At 72.2% G+C, this 16,809-nt stretch carries 14 protein-coding genes and 1 pseudogene; 7 read left to right on the top strand and 8 right to left on the bottom strand.

All coding sequences use genetic code 11. From position 1 onward, the window contains the following. Positions 1–340, top strand: a pseudogene (locus tag AB0M62_RS18600) (RNA helicase); the annotation flags it as partial. Positions 341–575: 235 nt separating this feature from the next. Further along, complete coding sequence (locus AB0M62_RS18605) at positions 576–2,795, top strand: NADP-dependent isocitrate dehydrogenase (RefSeq protein WP_366075299.1); 2,220 nt, start codon at positions 576–578, stop codon at positions 2,793–2,795. A 62-nt stretch (positions 2,796–2,857) separates the two neighbouring features. Here AB0M62_RS18605 and AB0M62_RS18610 read toward each other — a convergent pair whose 3' ends face one another. Then, a complete protein-coding gene (locus AB0M62_RS18610; protein WP_366075300.1) occupies positions 2,858–3,541 on the bottom strand; it encodes a beta-phosphoglucomutase family hydrolase in 684 nt (227 codons plus the stop codon). A 28-nt stretch (positions 3,542–3,569) separates the two neighbouring features. Further along, positions 3,570–4,049, bottom strand: a complete 480-nt coding sequence (locus AB0M62_RS18615) for an Lrp/AsnC family transcriptional regulator (protein WP_366075301.1) — start codon at positions 4,047–4,049, stop codon at positions 3,570–3,572. 220 nt (positions 4,050–4,269) lie between these two features. Here AB0M62_RS18615 and AB0M62_RS18620 point away from each other — a divergent pair, with 220 nt between their 5' ends. From AB0M62_RS18620 to AB0M62_RS18630, 3 genes are all read left to right on the top strand, one after another. Further along, positions 4,270–5,772, top strand: coding sequence for an FUSC family protein (locus tag AB0M62_RS18620; protein ID WP_366075302.1), 1,503 nt, complete (start codon positions 4,270–4,272; stop codon positions 5,770–5,772). Positions 5,773–5,928: 156 nt separating this feature from the next. Beyond that, positions 5,929–7,206 (top strand): nitric oxide synthase oxygenase, encoded by a 1,278-nt coding sequence (locus AB0M62_RS18625; RefSeq protein ID WP_366075303.1) that lies wholly within the window; start codon positions 5,929–5,931, stop codon positions 7,204–7,206. Positions 7,207–7,272: 66 nt separating this feature from the next. Next, a complete protein-coding gene (locus AB0M62_RS18630) occupies positions 7,273–8,322 on the top strand; it encodes a lactonase family protein (protein WP_366075304.1) in 1,050 nt (349 codons plus the stop codon). Positions 8,323–8,385: 63 nt separating this feature from the next. On the opposite strand, the gene AB0M62_RS18635 is transcribed toward AB0M62_RS18630, so the two are convergent. From AB0M62_RS18635 to AB0M62_RS18650, 4 genes are all read right to left on the bottom strand, one after another. Further along, positions 8,386–9,306 (bottom strand): hypothetical protein, encoded by a 921-nt coding sequence (locus tag AB0M62_RS18635; RefSeq protein ID WP_366075305.1) that lies wholly within the window; start codon positions 9,304–9,306, stop codon positions 8,386–8,388. 96 nt (positions 9,307–9,402) lie between these two features. Then, complete coding sequence (locus AB0M62_RS18640) at positions 9,403–10,374, bottom strand: BadF/BadG/BcrA/BcrD ATPase family protein (RefSeq protein WP_366075306.1); 972 nt, start codon at positions 10,372–10,374, stop codon at positions 9,403–9,405. Next, positions 10,371–11,048: a uracil-DNA glycosylase gene (locus tag AB0M62_RS18645; protein ID WP_366075307.1), complete on the bottom strand. Its 678-nt coding sequence runs from the start codon at positions 11,046–11,048 to the stop codon at positions 10,371–10,373. Before AB0M62_RS18645 ends, AB0M62_RS18640 begins: the two co-directional genes overlap by 4 nt. Positions 11,049–11,083: 35 nt before the next feature. Further along, on the bottom strand, positions 11,084–12,169 hold the full coding sequence (locus tag AB0M62_RS18650; protein WP_366075309.1) for a sialidase family protein: 1,086 nt from the start codon (positions 12,167–12,169) through the stop codon (positions 11,084–11,086). 203 nt (positions 12,170–12,372) lie between these two features. Here AB0M62_RS18650 and AB0M62_RS18655 point away from each other — a divergent pair, with 203 nt between their 5' ends. Then, the gene (locus AB0M62_RS18655; RefSeq protein WP_366075310.1) at positions 12,373–13,725 is read left to right on the top strand and encodes a wax ester/triacylglycerol synthase family O-acyltransferase; all 1,353 of its coding nucleotides are present in this window, start codon (positions 12,373–12,375) and stop codon (positions 13,723–13,725) included. Positions 13,726–13,796: 71 nt separating this feature from the next. Here AB0M62_RS18655 and AB0M62_RS18660 read toward each other — a convergent pair whose 3' ends face one another. After that, entirely contained in the window at positions 13,797–14,876 is a 1,080-nt protein-coding gene (locus tag AB0M62_RS18660) for an NADH:flavin oxidoreductase/NADH oxidase (protein ID WP_366075311.1), read from the bottom strand. A gap of 135 nt (positions 14,877–15,011) precedes the next feature. Here AB0M62_RS18660 and AB0M62_RS18665 point away from each other — a divergent pair, with 135 nt between their 5' ends. Next, positions 15,012–15,395: a transcriptional regulator gene (locus AB0M62_RS18665; protein ID WP_366075312.1), complete on the top strand. Its 384-nt coding sequence runs from the start codon at positions 15,012–15,014 to the stop codon at positions 15,393–15,395. A 23-nt stretch (positions 15,396–15,418) separates the two neighbouring features. On the opposite strand, the gene AB0M62_RS18670 is transcribed toward AB0M62_RS18665, so the two are convergent. Then, the gene (locus tag AB0M62_RS18670) at positions 15,419–16,792 is read right to left on the bottom strand and encodes an FAD-dependent oxidoreductase (protein ID WP_366075313.1); all 1,374 of its coding nucleotides are present in this window, start codon (positions 16,790–16,792) and stop codon (positions 15,419–15,421) included. Positions 16,793–16,809: the final 17 nt, after the last annotated feature.

Consider the following 16,809-nt stretch of genomic DNA (forward strand, 5'->3'; position numbering starts at 1 on the left):
GGCCGGCGAGTCCGGCAGCGTCGTCACCCTGGTCCTGCCCAACCAGCGCCGTGACATGGCCCGCCTCATGGCCGACGCCGGCATCACCCCCCAGATCACCCAGGTCCGCTCCGGCGAGGCCGAACTCAACCGCATCACCGGAGCCCAAACCCCCTCCGGCGTACCCATCAACGTCAGCGCGCCGGTCACGGAGCGTCCCAAGCGCGGCGGCGCCCCCTTCCGCGGCCGGGGCACCCGCCCGGGTCAGCCCGGCCGCTCCGGCGGTGAGTCCCGCCGGTCCGCCGAAGCCCGGCAGACCGCCGAGGCCCGCAAGGCCGCTCGGGTCCGCCGCGCCGCCTAGGCTGCCAAGGGGTGCCCGGCATGCCGGGCCCTCCTCGGGGGCAGCGAGCCGGTCACCCCGGCCCCCGGGCTCCCGCCCTGCCCGGACACCGTGCGCCTCCGCCCGGGCATGTTCCTCACCGACTTGGCGCGTTCCTGCCGTCGATCGCTGAGGCGGGCAGGGCCCTGTCGAGTGGGCGGCGGCGAGGAGATATCTTGATATCGAGCAATGTTGCAGACGTGGAGCGGAGCACCCGGTGACTGACTCGACCATTATCTATACGCACACCGACGAGGCCCCGGCCCTGGCGACGTATTCGTTCTTGCCTGTGGTCGAGGCGTATGCCTCGACGGCAGGTGTCACTGTGGAGAGCCGTGACATCTCCCTCGCGGGGCGGATCATCGCCAGCTTTCCCGAGCGTCTCGAGGAGGGCCTGCGCATCGATGACGCTCTCGCCGAGCTTGGTGAGCTGGCCAAGACTCCCGGGGCGAACATCATCAAGCTGCCGAACATCTCGGCTTCGATTCCGCAGCTGAAGGCGGCGATCGCCGAGCTGCAGGAGCAGGGCTACGCGCTGCCGGACTACCCGGACGACCCGAAGACCGACGAGGACCGGGATGTCCGCGCGCGTTACGACAAGGTCAAGGGCAGCGCCGTGAACCCGGTGCTGCGCGAGGGCAACTCCGACCGCCGCGCCCCCGCGTCGGTCAAGAACTACGCCAAGGCGCATCCGCACCGCATGGGCGCCTGGACGGCCGACTCCAAGACGAACGTCGCGCACATGGACGCCGACGACTTCCGCTCCACCGAGAAGTCCGCGGTCATCTCCGAGGCCGGCTCACTGCGCATCGAGCTGACGGGGGACGACGGCAGCACCACCGTCCTGCGCGAGTCGGTGCCCGTACTGGCGGGCGAGGTCGTGGACGCGTCCGTCATGCGCGTGGCGGCGCTGCGCGAGTTCCTCACGGCGCAGGTCGCCCGGGCCAAGGCCGAGGGCGTGCTGTACTCGGTCCACCTCAAGGCCACGATGATGAAGGTCTCCGACCCGATCGTCTTCGGCCACGTGGTGCGGGCCTTCTTCCCGAGGACGTTCGCCGAGCACGGCGAGGCACTCGCGGCGGCCGGCCTCACTCCGAACGACGGACTCGGCGGCATCTTCAAGGGCCTGGAGTCGCTGCCCGAGGGCGCGGCGATCAAGGCGTCCTTCGAGGCCGAGCTCGCCGACGGTCCCGCACTGGCGATGGTCGACTCCGACCGCGGCATCACCAACCTGCACGTACCGAGCGATGTCATCGTCGACGCCTCGATGCCGGCCATGATCCGCACCTCCGGTCACATGTGGGGTCCGGACGGGCAGGAGGCCGACACCCTCGCTGTCATCCCCGACAGCAGCTACGCCGGCATCTACCAGGTCGTCATCGACGACTGCCGTGCGAACGGCGCCTACGACCCGTCGACGATGGGGTCGGTGGCGAACGTCGGCCTGATGGCGCAGAAGGCCGAGGAGTACGGCAGCCACGACAAGACCTTCGAGATCCCCACCACGGGTACGGTGCGTGTCGTCGACGAGGGCGGCAACGTCGTGCTCGAGCACGTGGTGAGCGCCGGTGACGTCTGGCGCATGTGCCAGACCAAGGACCTGCCGATCCAGGACTGGGTCAAGCTCGCCGTCACCCGCGCCCGCGCGACCGGCGACCCGGCGGTGTTCTGGCTCGACGAGGGGCGCGCGCACGACGCGAACCTCATCGCGAAGGTGAAGACCTACCTGGCCGAGCACGACACCGACGGTCTGCAGATCGAGATCATGGCGCCGGTCGACGCGATCGCGTTCTCCCTCGAGCGCATCCGCCGCGGCGAGGACACGATCTCGGTCACCGGCAACGTGCTGCGCGACTACCTGACCGACCTGTTCCCGATTCTTGAGCTCGGCACGAGCGCGAAGATGCTTTCGGTCGTCCCGCTCATGAACGGCGGCGGACTGTTCGAGACCGGTGCCGGCGGCTCCGCGCCCAAGCACGTGCAGCAGCTCGTCAAGGAGAACTACCTGCGCTGGGACAGCCTGGGTGAGTTCCTCGCGCTCGCCGTCAGCTTCGAGCACCTCGCGCAGACGACGGACAACGCGCGTGCTCAGGTGCTCGCCGACACGCTCGACCGCGCTACCGGCACCTTCCTCAACGAGGACAAGTCGCCGAGCCGGCGGCTCGGTGGCATCGACAACCGCGGCAGCCACTTCTACCTGGCGCTCTACTGGGCGCAGGAGCTGGCGAAGCAGACTGACGATGCGCAGCTCGCGGAGGCGTTCGCCGCCCTTGCCAAGACGCTGGGCGAGCACGAGCAGACGATCCTCGACGAGCTGATCGCGGTTCAGGGATCGCCGGCCGACATCGGCGGCTACTACCGGCCGGACGCGGCCAAGGCCTCGGCCGTGATGCGTCCGTCGGCCACGTTCAACCAGGCCATCGCCACCCTCGGCTGACACCACGGCTCCGCCCCGGCCGGCACCGCGTCCGGCCGGGGCGGAGCCCTTTTCGCAGCCGGCTACCGGCGCATCAGCCAGTCGTACGCGGCTTCCGCCGTGAACTCCCCGTGCCCCCCGGCGAACAGCAGGCCGGCCGTCCGGAACGCCGGGTCCTGCGCCGTCTCCTCCAGGTAGGGGACCGCGATGCAGCGCATCCCTGCCGCGTGCGCCGCCGCGGCGCCCGGAGCGGCGTCCTCCAGTACGACACAGTCCTCGGGGGCGGCCCCGAGCCGCCGGGCGGCCTCGAGGAACACGTCCGGCTCGGGCTTGCCGCGTGGTACCTCTTCGGCGGAGACCACGGTCCGCAGCAGGGGATCGAGACCGGTGCCGCCGAGCACCGCCTCGATCGCGGCCCGCGAGGACCCGGACGCGACCGCCATCGGGACGGACTCCGCGTGCAGCCGCTCGACGAGCTTGCGCATCTCGGGGAACACGTCGGTGGCGGTCCGCGCGAGCTCCAGGTACAGCTGGTTCTTCCCGGCCAGCAGTTCGTCCACCGGCGCCTCGATCCGGTACTCGGCGCGCAGCGCCTGAAGCGTCTCGCGTGTACCGATCCCGATGAATCGCGTGTGGTGCTCCCAGCTGAAGTCGGTGAAGCCGTAGCGCGCCAGGAGACGGCGCCCCGCTTCGTAGTAGTTCGGCTCGCTGTCCACGAGCGTGCCGTCGAGATCGAAGATGACCGCAGGAGTGCGCGCTGTGCTCATGCCGTCCAGCATGACAAGGAGGTGCCCGTCACGGCTTGCGGGCGGCCCGCCCGACGGCCTCCACCAGCGGCAGCAGCCGGTGCGGCACTCGTTGGCGCAGGGCCACCTCGGTACGTGTGCGAACCACGCCCGGCAGCTGGATCAGCCGCTGGATGACGTCCTCGAGGTGCCCGTTGTCGCGCGCCGCCACGCGGGTGAGCAGGTCCCCGCCGCCGGTGATGGAGAAGGCCTCGATGATCTCCGGGACCGCTGCGAGGGCGTCGCCCACCTCGTCGAGATGCCCCTGGGTGACCTCGATGTGGACGAACGCCAGCACCGGATGACCGAGCGCGGCGGGGGAGAGGGCCGGGCCGGTTCCGGTGATCACACCGTCGCGCTCGAGCCGGTCGAGGCGGGCCTGCAGGGTGCCGCGGGCGATGCCGAGCCGCCGTGCGTACTCCCGCACGCTGGTGCGCGGCTGCTCGATGAGCAGGCGGAGGATCCGGGTGTCGAGCTCATCGACCGCCATGGTCCGTTGGCCTCCTTCTGGTCGACGGAAGGGCGCTTTCAGTGTACCAATGGCCCACCCAGTAAGGGCCGAGTTGAGCCATCCTCGTCCGGGATGCTTATCTCTGTGTATTGATGGCGCTGCGCAGCGCCGGACGGCGACGAAGCCGGTTCCGGACCCGCGGCGCCTTTGCCATGTTCAGCGCATCCGAAAGAGGGGGCGGCACACCGCAGTGAAGAGGATGTTCGTGGCTCCGGATCCGGGACGTCTGCGTCTGCGTACGTCCGCGCGCGCCGTACTCGGCGTGAGCCTCGCGGTCGCCGTGGCCGAGCTGGCCGGGCTCTCCCTGACGGCATCCATCACCGGTGGTCTCGCGGCCCTCCTCGCGCTGTTCACCGTCGGCGACCCCACAGTCCGCCGCCAGGCCGTCACCACCGCGCTGCTGCCCGCGGCCGGCTTCCCCGTCCTCGCGATGGCGACCACACTGCACGGGCTGCCGCTGTTGCGCGACGGCGCGTTCCTCGCCGTGGTGTTCTGTGGCGTGTACGCGCGCCGCTGGGGCCCACGCGGCCAGGCGCTGGGGATCTTCGCGTTCATGATGTTCTTCGTCACGCAGTTCCTCCACGCGGTGCCCGGCCAGCTGCCCGAGGTGTACGCGGCGGTGGCCCTGGCCGTCGCCGCGTCCGCCGCCGTGCGGTTCGTCCTCTGGCCCATCGAGCGGCGCACCCCGCCGCCCGCCGTACCCGCCCCGCTCCACGGTCGCGGACTGACGCGCCCGACCACCCGGCAGGCCTTCCAGGCGACCGCCGCCTGCGCCTTCGCACTCACCGTCGGCCAGCTGCTCTCCGAGGACCGCTGGTACTGGGCCGTCGGCACCGCCTGGTGGATCTTCGTCAACACCGCCTCACGCGGGGAGACCCTGGTACGCGGCTTCCGGCGGGTCGTGGGCACGGTGGCCGGCATCGCCGCCGGGCTGCTCGTCGCGATACCGCTGCACGGCGCGCCCGCGCCCACCGCCGCCCTGGTCGCCGTGTGCGTCTTCGGCATCTTCTACACGGCCGCGCCCTCGTACAGCTGGATGATGTTCTTCGTCACCGTCATGGCCGGCCTGCTGTACGGCCTGCTCGGCGTGCTGCACCCCGGCCTGCTGCTGCTCCGCTTCCAGGAGACCGCCCTCGGCGCGCTGGGCGCGGCCCTCGCCGTCGCCCTGATCCTGCCGGTCACCACGCACGCGGCGACGGACGCGTGGATCCAGCGTGCGCTGCTCTGTGTGCGCCACTGCACGGCCGAGACCGCCCGGCGTCTCGCCGGTGACGACAGTGCGGACCCCGCACCCCACGCCGCCGAGCTGGAGCTCCTGCTCGGCCGGGTGCGGCTGTCCCTTGCCCCGCTCGTCCACCCGCTCAGCCCGCTGCGCGCCCGCAAGGCCCGCGCCCGACAGGTGATCGTCCTGCTCGACGACTGTGCGCGGCAGGTCCGCGGGCTGGCCGCCGTGGCGGCCGACCCGGACGCGTCCCACGACGCCCGGCTGACCGCCGCCTGCCGGCGGGTCGAGACCGCGGTGCAGATGCTGGTGTCCCCGGGAGACCGGCCGGCGGACCTGCCGTCGGCACCCGTGCCCGCCGGCCGCCACCACCCAGGTGCCGAGGCAGCCCTCACCCACCTCACGGACCTCGAGAAGGCACTCGCGGAACTCGCGGGCCCTCTGCACACTTCTCCACGCGCTCCGCTCGTACCCGCCTGACCTGCGGCATAGACAGCAGGTCATTGAATGAGGCACTTTCATCCGGCATCTACAGGTTCGACGAGTGTGCACAGTGGGTAACCCGGCGGAAACACAGGGGTGATTCCCGCGGGCCGTGCGGGAGCGGCTCGCGTACCACGAACTTGGGGGTGTGCGATGCGGAAGTTCCTGCCTCGGGCCGGTGCCCGGAAGGCCCGGCTCTCGGAGGTCCCGGAACCGGCCGACCGGCACGAGCGGGCGCGCGGGGAGCCCGCGCCGGCGCACTGCCCGGCAGGTCATCCCCAGCAGCCCGCCCAGGAGGCCGTTCAGGACCACACCGGGGGCCCACAGGACGTGCTGGGGGCGGCCGAGGAGTTCCTCGCGCTGTACCACCGCGAGGAGCCCGGGGCGGGCGACCCGGCCCGGCGGCTCGCCGAGGTCCGCGACGAGATCGCCGCCACCGGTACGTACCGGCACACGCCCGGCGAGCTGGTGCACGGAGCCCGCGTGGCCTGGCGCAACAGCAGCCGCTGCATAGGCCGGCTGTACTGGCACTCCCTGCGGGTGCGCGACTGCCGGGACCTCACCGACGCGGAGGACATCGCCCGGGAGTGTGCGACCCATCTGCGGGAGGCCACCAACGGCGGCCGGATAAGACCCCTGATCACCGTGTTCGCTCCGGAGACCCCGGAGCGTCCCGCTCCGCACATCTGGAACGAGCAGCTGATCCGCTACGCCGGCTACGACACCGGCACGGGCGGCGTTGTGGGCGACCCGCGCAACGCGGGGCTCACGGCCGCCGCGCAGCGGCTCGGCTGGCCGGGCGGTCGCGGCACACCGTTCGACTTACTGCCCCTCATCGTCCAGGGGAGCAACGACAAACCCCGCTGGTTCGAGCTGCCGTCCGACGCAGTTCTGGAAGTGGACCTGGACCACCCGGAGGACCGCTGGTTCGGGGAATGGGGACTGCGCTGGCACGCCGTCCCCGCGATCGCCAACATGTGCCTGGAGGTCGGCGGCGTCTGCTATCCCGCCGCCCCCTTCAACGGCTGGTACATGGGAACCGAGATAGGTGCCCGCAATCTTGCCGACACCGACCGGTACGACCTGCTGCCGCGGATTGCCGAGCACCTCGGGCTCGACACCTCCAGCGACCGCTCGCTGTGGAAGGACCGGGCGCTGGTCGAGCTGAACCGGGCGGTGCTGCACTCCTTCGACCGGGCCGGAGTCACCGTCACCGACCACCACACGGAGTCGCACCGCTTCCTGTCCCATCTCGGCCGGGAGGAGCGGGCCGGCCGGGAGGTGAGCGCCGACTGGGCATGGATCGTGCCGCCGATATCGGGTTCCGCGACGCCGGTCTTCCACCGGACGTACGACTTGGCCGAACGGTCACCGGCGTTCGTCCACCACTCCGGGGCCCGGATGCGCGCGCAAGGCGGGGACTTGGTCTAGACCGCCTGCTACCGTCAGCCGGGCGCATGCGACCAGTGCGTCATCAGTCGGAGGAGGGGCGGAGCGGTGGCTGCCAAGGACGCCGGGCGGGCTTTCATCGGATCGTTCACATCGGAGGGTGGCCGGGGGATCGTCACCGCAGCTGTCGACCGGGAGACGGGCGCGCTGACCGTCCTGGCGGCGACGGACGCGGTCGCGGATCCGTCCTTCCTGGCACTCGCGCGCGGCGGAGCGGTGCTCTACGCGGTGAGTGAGACCGCCGACGGTGCGGCCGCGGCGTTCGCCGTGGCGGGCGGCCGGGCCGAGCTGCTCGGCGTGCCGGTGCCGGTGCGGGGCTCCGCGCCCACCCATCTGGCACTGGTCGGACGGCATCTGCTGACCGCCAACTACGGTTCGGGGAGCATCACGGTGCTGCCGGTTCGGCCGGACGGCCGGCTGGGGGAGGCCGTCTCGGTCCTGCCGCACAAGGGCGCGGGGCCCGACCCGGAGCGCCGGCGTGGACCGCACGCGCACCAGGTGGTGACCGACCCCTCCGGGCGCTGGGTGCTCGGCGTGGACCTCGGTACCGACTCGGTACACGTCTTCGTACTGGACACGGCGAGCGGTGTGCCGCGGCCGCACGGCGTGACCGCCCTGCGGCCGGGCACCGGGCCGCGCCATATGGCTTTCCACCCTGACGGATGCCATGCCTACGTCCTGTGCGAGTTCGAGCCGACGCTCACGGCCTGCCGCTGGGACGCGCAGGCGGGCCTGCTCGAGCCGCTCGGCGAGACGCCGGTGCTGCCCGAGGGGACCGAGGTGACCGGTCATCCCTCCGAGGTGGTCGTCTCGCAGGACGGCCGGTTCCTGTGGGCCGCCGTCCGCGGGTCCGACTCCATCGCCGTCCTCGCGCTCGACGGCGTGGGGAGCGTCGACGAGCCGGTCCTGGTCACCACGGTGGACTGCGGCGGCCACTGGCCGCGTGATCTGGCCCTGGACCCGTCCGGACGCCGGCTGTACGCGGCCAACGAGCGCTCCGGGGACGTCACCTGGTTCGCCATCGACGAGCGGACGGGCATCCCGCGGCGCGCGGGCTCGATCGAGGCGCCCGCGGCCTCCTGCGTGGTCTTCGCCTGACGCATCCGAGCGGCGGGCCCGCCCCGGATGTCCGAGCGGGCCCGTCGGCTACGTCGACGGGGGTCAGCGGACCGGGGCGCCGTCCGGCTGCGGGGCGATGCCCAGCGCAGTCGTGTACTTGGCGAGCGCGAGCTTGCCGATCGCCGGGTAGGCGCCGAGCGCCTCCGCCGAGGCGCAGTCCGCCTCCTTGACGGCGCTGTCGAGCAGCCCCTCCGTCACCTCGGGGCCGATCACGTACGGCGCGAGCGCGAGCTGCACCGAGCCGGAGCCACGCAGCTGCTCGGCGATCGCCGCCACCGAGCCCTCCTGGTCGAGGGCCGCGGCCATGACCGGCACCGCCAGACGCGCTGCCAGCAGCATTCCGGTGATCCCGGCCGCCTGCACGGCCTCCTCGCCGCCCACGGTGGCCAGGATGATGCCGTCGGCCGCGGTCGCCACGGTGAACAGCCGGGCACGGTCGGCGCGGGCCAGGCCTGCCTCGGAGAGGCGGACGTGCAGGGCCTCGGCGAGCAGCGGGTGGGGGCCGAGCACGTCGGCCAGCTCGACCGGCGCCTGGCTGTCCATGACGGCCTGGCGTATACGGCGCATCAGCGAGTTGTCCGGGCCGGCGAGCAGCGGTACCACGACGCCCACCGGGCCGTCGGGGTCGGCCACGTCCTGGCCGGCGGCGCGGGCCTGCTCGACGCGCGCGGAGCGCTCGGCGGCGGCGTGGGCCAGGACGGCCTGGAGGGTGGGGTACTCGTTGTCGTCGCCGTCGAGGTAGCCGATGCGGGCGTCAAGGCCGGGCAGCTCGGAGCGCGCGATGCTGATGGCCTCCTCCGCCAGGCTGCGCGTGGCGGTCCCGGGGGTGCCGGGGACGGCGAGAACCAGAGCGGGCGCGCCCTCGGGAGCCACCACGGGTTCCGGGCGGCGGTGCCGTCCGGGCTGGCGAGGTCGCGGCATTCGTACAGGCAGGCCGGATGCGGGCCCAGTGGGGGAGCTCATGGCGTCGCATGCTACTGGTTTTGTGTGCGCGGCTGTTCGGTGAGGGGGCGGTCGGGCGGCATCTGTCCATATTTATCCAATGAATGACAAACGCGGTCAACTGCCCGGGTCTGCCACGACGGAGAGCAGTCCCGGGTCGCGTGGCAACCGCAGGTCTCCGGTCGCGAGCGCCGAGGCGATGCGCAACGCTCCGACCAGAGGATCTCCCGCGGCAGGCACCTGCCGGGCGTGCGGCAGCAGTTCCGCCAACTCCTCATGGAGGGGCACGAAGAGTGGGTCGCCCATCCTGAACAGGCCACCGGTCAGGGCGACTTCGCACTCCCCGGACGGCGGACACGCGGCGGCGGCGGTCTCGGCGATCTGCCGGGCGGCCTCGCGCAGGATGGCGGACGCGACCGGATCGGCGGGCGCGCAGCGCGCCACCTCGGGAGCGAAGGAGGCGAGCACAGCGGGCCGGTCGGTACGCGGATAGAGCAGCCCCGGCAGTTGGGGCGCGGACCCGAACACCGCTTCCACACGCGCCAGCAGAGCGGTGGAACCGCCTCGCCGGCCGTCGTGGGAGCGCATCGCGGCTTCGAGGCCGGCCCGGCCGATCCACGCCCCGCCCCCGCAGTCGCCCAGCAGGTGCCCCCAGCCGTCCGCGCGGCGCCAGCCGGCCAGGTCCGTGCCGAGCGCGATCATTCCGGTGCCGGCCGCGACCACCACGCCGGGGCGCTGGCCGAGCGCGCCCGCGTACGCCGTCACGGCGTCGGCGGCGAGCGCCAGGCGCCGCACTCCGAGTGAACTCTCCAGTGCCCCGGGCAGTTCGGCGCGCAGGTCGTCGCCGAGTGTCGCCAGACCGGCCGCGCCCAGGGCGACGGCGTCGAGCCCGTCCGCGCCGGCCCGCTTCAGCAGGCCGGCCACGGCGGGCAGCAACAGTTCCAGCAGATGTCCGGCGTCGATGCCCCTCGGCCCGGTGCGCACCGGGCCGCCCGCGCTCACCACCTCCGCAGGCCTGTCGGCCGCAGGGCTGCCGAGTGCGATCCGGAGCCCGGAGCCGCCTGAGTCGACGCCGAGGACCCAGCTCACGGCAGCCGCCAGTCCACCGGTTGCCCGCCCTGTCGGGTCAGCAGCTCGTTGGCCCGGCTGAACGGACGCGAGCCGAAGAATCCGCGGTCCGCCGACATGGGAGAGGGGTGGGAGGACTCCACGGCCGGCAGCTGTCCGAGCAGCGGGCGCAGATTGCGGGCGTCACGCCCCCACAGCACGGACACGAGCGGCTTGCCCCGCACGGCGAGCGCCCGGATGGCCTGCTCGGTGACCTCCTCCCAGCCTTTGCCGCGGTGTGCCGCGGGTTTGCGCGGAGCCGTGGTGAGGGCGCGGTTGAGCAGGAGCACCCCCTGCCGGGTCCATGGCGTGAGGTCACCGGTGGACGGCCGGGGCAGGCCGAGGTCGGTGTGCAGCTCCCGGAAGATGTTCTCCAGGCTGCCCGGCACCGGCCGCACCTCGGGCGCGACGGAGAAGGAGAGCCCGACCGCGTGACCGGGGGTGGGATAGGGGTCCTGACCGACGATCAGGACCTTCACCTCGTCGAACGGCTGCTGGAACGCACGCAGCACATGAGCTCCGGCCGGCAGATAGGTACGCCCTGCGGCGATCTCCGCGCGCAGGAAGTCGCCCATCGCGGCGATCTGCTTGGCCACCGGCGCGAGCGCGTGCGCCCAGCCCGGCTCGACGATCTCGTTCAACGGTCTTGCTGGCATGGGGCGTCACTCTACTGATGCAGCCGCCCCTGGTATCAACCGATGGCCGCCGCCCTCACGCAGAGCACATCCGGCAGATGGGAGGCGAGAAGCTGCCAGCTGTCCCCGTCGTCCGCGCTCGCGTAGACCTCGCCGTTGCGGTTGCCGAAATACACGCCCGCCGGATCTGCGTCGTCGGTGCACATGGCGTCCCGCAGCACCGTGCCGTAGTGGTCCTCGGCCGGCAGGCCGGCGGAGAGCGCCTCCCAGCTGCCACCCGCGTCGTCCGTCCGGTAGACACGGCACCTGCGTCCGGCGGGTACGCGGTCGGCGTCGGCGTTGATCGGGAACACGTAGGCGACGTCGGCCCGGTGCGGGTGGGCGGCCACGGCGAAGCCGAAGTCGGACGGCAGGCCGGCGCCGATGTCGGTCCACTTCGTCCCCGCGTCGTCGCTGCGGTAGACGCCCCAGTGGTTCTGCAGGTACAGCCGATCCAGATTGCCCGCGTCCTGCGCGATCTTGTGCACGCACTGGCCGAACTCCGGGTTCGGATCCGGAAGGAAGACCGCGGAGATGCCGCTGTTGGAGGGTGTCCAGCTCGCGCCGCCGTCCCGGGAGCGGAACACGCCGGCGGTCGACACCGCCACGGTCACCGTGTCGGCGTCGCGCGAGTCGGTGACAACGGTGTGGACCGCCTCCCCACCGCCCCCCGACACCCACTTCGACCGGGTCGGATGCTCCCACAGGGGGCGGACGAGCTCGAACGTCACGCCGCCGTCCTCCGACCGGAACAGGGCCGCCGGTTCGGTGCCCGCGTAGACCACGTCCGGGGCGGCCGGGCCGGCAGGATGGAGCTGCCAGACCCGCTCGAGGGAGGCCCCCGTGTCCTTGGGGAACTTCACCGGAGCCCGCTGCGGCTCGGTCCAGGTCCCCCCGAGGTCGTCCGAGTGGAACACGGACGGGCCCCAGTGCGCGCTGTCCCCTCCGGCCAGCAGCCGGGGTGTGGACCTGCGCTTGTCGATGGCGATCGAGTAGACGGCCTGGGCGTTGAAGTGGGGTCCGTCGAAATCCCACGTCCCGCCACGCCTGCGGCCGGTGAAGAGGCCCTTCCGGGTGCCTACGGTGAGCAGTACGTCGGTCATGGCCGACACCTCCTGGACGCCGTTGTCTGAAAGATACGGGCCAGTCTGCACCCGCCCACCGACAACGTCTCGCGGAGCGCGTCGGGTCGCCGAACCGCGTGAACGATACCGATAGTTAACCGTGCGTATACGGAACTTACTTGACCGTAATCGACCAAGGGCGCTTGACTGCAGCTTCATGCCCTCAACGCGAGAGGCACACCTTGACGACCGATCTCCTCTCCCCGCTCGATCTGGCCTTCTGGCACATCGAGTCCGACGGACACCCCATGCACCTCGGTGCCCTGGGAGTTTTCACCGCGCACTCGGCGGCCGCCGCCGACCAGGCGGCGGATCTGCTGGCAGCCCGGTCGGCCGGGGTACCCCAGCTGCGCAGGCGCATCCGGGACGTGCTGCTGCCCGTGGGCGGCGCGGCGTGGAAGCCCGACCCGGACTTCTGCCCTCAGAACCATGTGCATCTTGTCCGGGCTGCCGGCGCGGACCCGCACACCGTGGCGGGCACGCTCATGCAGCGCCCGCTGGAGCGGGAACGGCCGCCGTGGGAGGCCCATGTCGTCGCCGGGCCGGACGACACGACGTTCGCCGTGCTCTTCAAGTTCCACCACGCGCTCGCGGACGGACTGCGGGCACTGGCACTCGCGGCGTCCCTTTTCGACGGCGCGCCCCCGGCCGAACGTCCGCGGCGGCCGCGAGCAGCCCGGCCGGGGAGAGCCGCGCCGGTCACGGGATTTCCCCTCCCCCTGCTGGATCCGCGACGGTTGCAGGGCATGATCCTCGACCGGATGGGTGACGTGGGGCAGGCGCTCGACATCGGCGCGGCCGTCGCCCGTGCGACCTGGCCGGTGCGCAGCACCGGCGCGCTGACCGCCCCGGCCGGCGGCACGCGCCGGATGGCCGCCGTCGCCTTCGACCTCGACGACGTGCATCGGGTCCGGAAGGTCAGCGGCGGCACCGTCAACGACGTCCTGATCGCCGTGGTGGCGGGCGGACTGCGCAGATGGCTGGAAGGGCGCGGCGAGAGCAGCAGCGAACTGGCTCCGCGGGCCCTGATCCCGGTCTCCCGCCGCAGGCCCGGAAGCGCTCCGGGGACGGGCAACCGGCTGTCCGGCTACCTCGTCCGGCTCCCCGTGGGAGACCCCGATCCGCTGAGCCGACTGGCCACCGTACGCGCGGCCATGGACCGCAACAAGGACGCCGGGCCGTCCCGGGGTGCCGGTGCGGTGGCGCTGCTGGCGGACCATGTCCCGCCGCTCGGCCACCGGCTCGCCGGTCCGGTCGTCGCCCAGGCGGCCCGGCTGCTGTTCGACATCCTGGTCACCAGCGTGCCGCTGCCCGGCGTCAATCTGGCGCTGGGAGGCAGCAGGCTGCGCGAGGTGTACCCGCTCGCTCCGCTGGCTCGCGGGCAGTCGCTGGCGGTGGCCGTCTCGACCTACCGGGGCACGGTCCACTACGGGCTGATCGCCGACGGCGAGGCGGTGCCGGACCTGGACGACCTGGCGGCCGGCATCACCGCGGAGCTCGCCGCCCTGCGCGAGGCGGCGGACGCCGTCCCGTAAAGTGCCGCCCCGGGTGAGACACGACCGGGGGCGCGGACCCGACAGTCCGCGCCCCGCGTGTGTCCCGCCGGTCAGACCGAGCGGTGGTACTGCTGCGGGACGTGGGCCTCCGCCCCCAGCTCGTGTGCCGCGTGCCGGGCCCAGAACGGGTTGCGCAGCAGCTCGCGGCCGAGCAGCACCGCGTCCGCCTCGCCATTGCCGATGATCTTCTCGGCCTGGTCCGGCTCCGTGATCATCCCCACCGCCGCGACCGGCATTGACGTCTCCGCCCGCACCCGGGCCGCGAACGGTACCTGGTAGCCGGGTCCGGTCGGGATGCGCACCCGGGCGGCGTTGCCGCCGCTGGAGACGTCGAGCAGGTCGACGCCGTGGGCGTACAGATCCTTGGCGAACCGCACGGTGTCGTCCGCGGTCCAGCCCGCCTCGTCGAGCCAGTCCGTGGCGGAGATACGGAAGAAGAGCGGCAGTTCCTCGGGCCACACCGCCCGTACGGCGTCGACGACCTCGAGCGCGAAGCGGGTCCGGTTCTCGAACGAGCCGCCGTACTCGTCGGTCCGACGGTTGCTGTGCGGGGAGAGGAACTCGCCGATCAGGTAGCCGTGCGCGCCGTGCACCTCGGCCACCTCGAAGCCGGCCGCCAGAGCGCGTCGGGCCGCGTCCGCGAACTGTCCCACGACCTCACCGATCTGCTCCACCGTCAGCTCGTCGGGAACCAGGTGCCCCTCGTCGAAGGCGACCGGGCTGGGGCCGAGCGGCTGCCAGCCGTGCGCCTCGGGGCCGACCGGCCCGCCGCCCTTCCAGGGGCGGTCGGTGGACGCCTTGCGACCGGCGTGCGCGAGCTGAATGCCGGGTATGGTGCCCTGGCCCTTGAGGAAGGCGGTGATCCGCCGAAAGGCCTCGGCCTGGGTGTCGTTCCAGATGCCGAGGTCGGCGGGGCTGATACGGCCCTCGGGGCCGACGGCGGTCGCCTCCACGATCACGAGCCCGGTGCCACCGGCTGCGCGTGCGGTGTAGTGGGAGAAGTGCCAGTCGTTCGGAACACCGGCGTCCGGGCCGGACATCTCGGCCGAGTACTGACACATCGGGGCCATCCAGACGCGGTTGGGGAAGGTCAACGACCGCAGGGTGTAGGGCTCGAACAGTGCGCTCACGGCAGACTCCATTCACGACGGCACCGGGTACGTCTCGTACGATACTCATCGTAGTAAGGCGAATGTCAAACTACGAAGACCCTCGTACAATGGGCGCCGGAACGACGACGGCGACGACGGAAGTGGAGAGTCACCGTGACCACCGCATCGAGCAGCCGCGAGCTTGTTCACCCCGGGCGGGACGAGATCCGCCTCGAGAGCGTGCTCCACGCATTCTCCGACCCCATGCGGCTGATGGTGGTCCGCCATCTCGCGGCGGCCGAGGACGAGCTCTCCTGCTCGCACTTCGAGCTGCCCGTCACCAAGTCGACGACCACCCACCACTTCCGGGTACTGCGGGAGAGCGGCGTGATCCAGCAGACCTACCGCGGGACCGCCAAGATGAACGGGTTGCGCCGGGCCGACCTGGACGCGCTCTTTCCCGGCCTGCTCGACCGGGTCCTCGCAGCGGCCGCCGGGCAGGAGGCCCGGCTCACCCACGCCTCCGGCGTGACCGGGACCGGCGAGAGCGGCGGCTGACTCCCGCTCCAGGGGTCCGACGACTAGGAATGTGGGGCAGCGCTGGGGCTCTCCTCGGGGACTCCGGCCGCAGTGAGCAGCCCGGGCCAGTCTCCGATCTTCACCGACCGCCGGCCGAGGGAGCGCCCCAGGGCGGCTTCCGCGTCCTCGATCGCCAGCCAGCCCGGCCACTGCACCGGACGAAGCCCCGAATCCCGCAGTACCTCGAGCGGTTCGGCGGCGATCTGCCGCCCGCCGAGCAGTTCGGCGTCCGCGATCAGCGACGTCACCGTCTCCTTCGCGCACGGCCGGTTGGTGCCGATGACCCCGGTCGGCCCGCGTTTGATCCAGCCGGCGACGTACTCGCCCGGGGACGGCACGCCGCCGCGCAGAACTCGTCCCGCCGCGTTCGGCACCGTGCCGTGCGCCGGGTCGAACGGGAGCCCAGGAATCGGCACTCCGCGGTACCCGACCGACCGCAGCACCAGCTGCGCCTCGATCTCCTCGTACGTGCCCGTGCCGGTCACCCCGCCGAGCCCGTCGGGCATCGTGTGCTCGAACCGCACGCCGGTGACCCGGCCGACCGCGCCGAGCAGCTCCACCGGACGCAGGTAGAACCGCAGGTGGATGCGGCGGGCGCCGCCGCGCGGCGGCTGAGCGGCCCAGTTGCGGAGCGCCTCGACATTGCGCCGGTTCACGGCGGGCAGCCCGGACGGATCCTGGAAGGCAGGATCGAGAGCCAGCTCCGCCGCGTCGACGATGACTTCCGCGTCCGGCAGCGAGCCCAGTTCCCTCAGTTCCTTGGTGGTGAACTTGCCCTGCGACGGGCCGCGTCTGGCCACCATGTGGACGTCGCGCACCTGGCTCAGAGCCAGCGCCCCGAGCGCCGACTGGGGCATGTCGGTCGGGAGCAGCTCGTCCGCGCCGCGGGCGAGGATGCGGGTCACGTCCACCGCCACGTTGCCCGCGCCGACGACCACCGCGGAGCGGGCTCCCAGTGCGAAGCCTTCGGCGGCCGTGTCCGGATGCGCGCTGTACCAGGAGACGAACTCGGTGGCCGAATGGCTGCCCGCCAGGTCTTCGCCCGGCACCCCGAGCCGGCGGTCCTTCGCGGCACCGACGCAGTACACCACCGCGTGGTAGAGCTCCAGCAGACGCCCTGGAGGCAGCTCGGGGCCGCCGACCTCGACATTGCCGACGAAGCCGATCCGGTCGTGCTCCAGGACGGTCCGCAGTGCGCCCTGGAGCGACTTGATCTTCTCGTGGTCGGGGGCGACGCCGTAGCGGACCAGTCCGTACGGGCACGGCAGGCGGTCCAGCACATCGACCCGTACGCCCGGCACCTCGTTCTGCTGGACGAGCGACTGCGCGGTGTAGACCCCACTCGGGCCTGAACCGACAACGGCGACACGAAGCACGGCGGGGCTCCCTTCCC

This window comes from Streptomyces sp. NPDC051219 (assembly GCF_040682335.1).
Lineage (GTDB): Bacteria > Actinomycetota > Actinomycetes > Streptomycetales > Streptomycetaceae > Streptomyces.

Excerpts from the sequence above, each read along its gene's own strand:
- AB0M62_RS18650 (WP_366075309.1), bottom strand. The coding sequence starts at position 12,169 with ATGACCGACGTACTGCTCACCGTAGGCACCCGGAAGGGCCTCTTCACC.
- AB0M62_RS18625 (WP_366075303.1), top strand. The coding sequence starts at position 5,929 with ATGCGGAAGTTCCTGCCTCGGGCCGGTGCCCGGAAGGCCCGGCTCTCG.
- AB0M62_RS18645 (WP_366075307.1), bottom strand. The coding sequence starts at position 11,048 with ATGCCAGCAAGACCGTTGAACGAGATCGTCGAGCCGGGCTGGGCGCAC.
- AB0M62_RS18620 (WP_366075302.1), top strand. The coding sequence starts at position 4,270 with ATGTTCGTGGCTCCGGATCCGGGACGTCTGCGTCTGCGTACGTCCGCG.
- AB0M62_RS18610 (WP_366075300.1), bottom strand. The coding sequence starts at position 3,541 with ATGAGCACAGCGCGCACTCCTGCGGTCATCTTCGATCTCGACGGCACG.
- AB0M62_RS18615 (WP_366075301.1), bottom strand. The coding sequence starts at position 4,049 with ATGGCGGTCGATGAGCTCGACACCCGGATCCTCCGCCTGCTCATCGAG.
- AB0M62_RS18635 (WP_366075305.1), bottom strand. The coding sequence starts at position 9,306 with ATGAGCTCCCCCACTGGGCCCGCATCCGGCCTGCCTGTACGAATGCCG.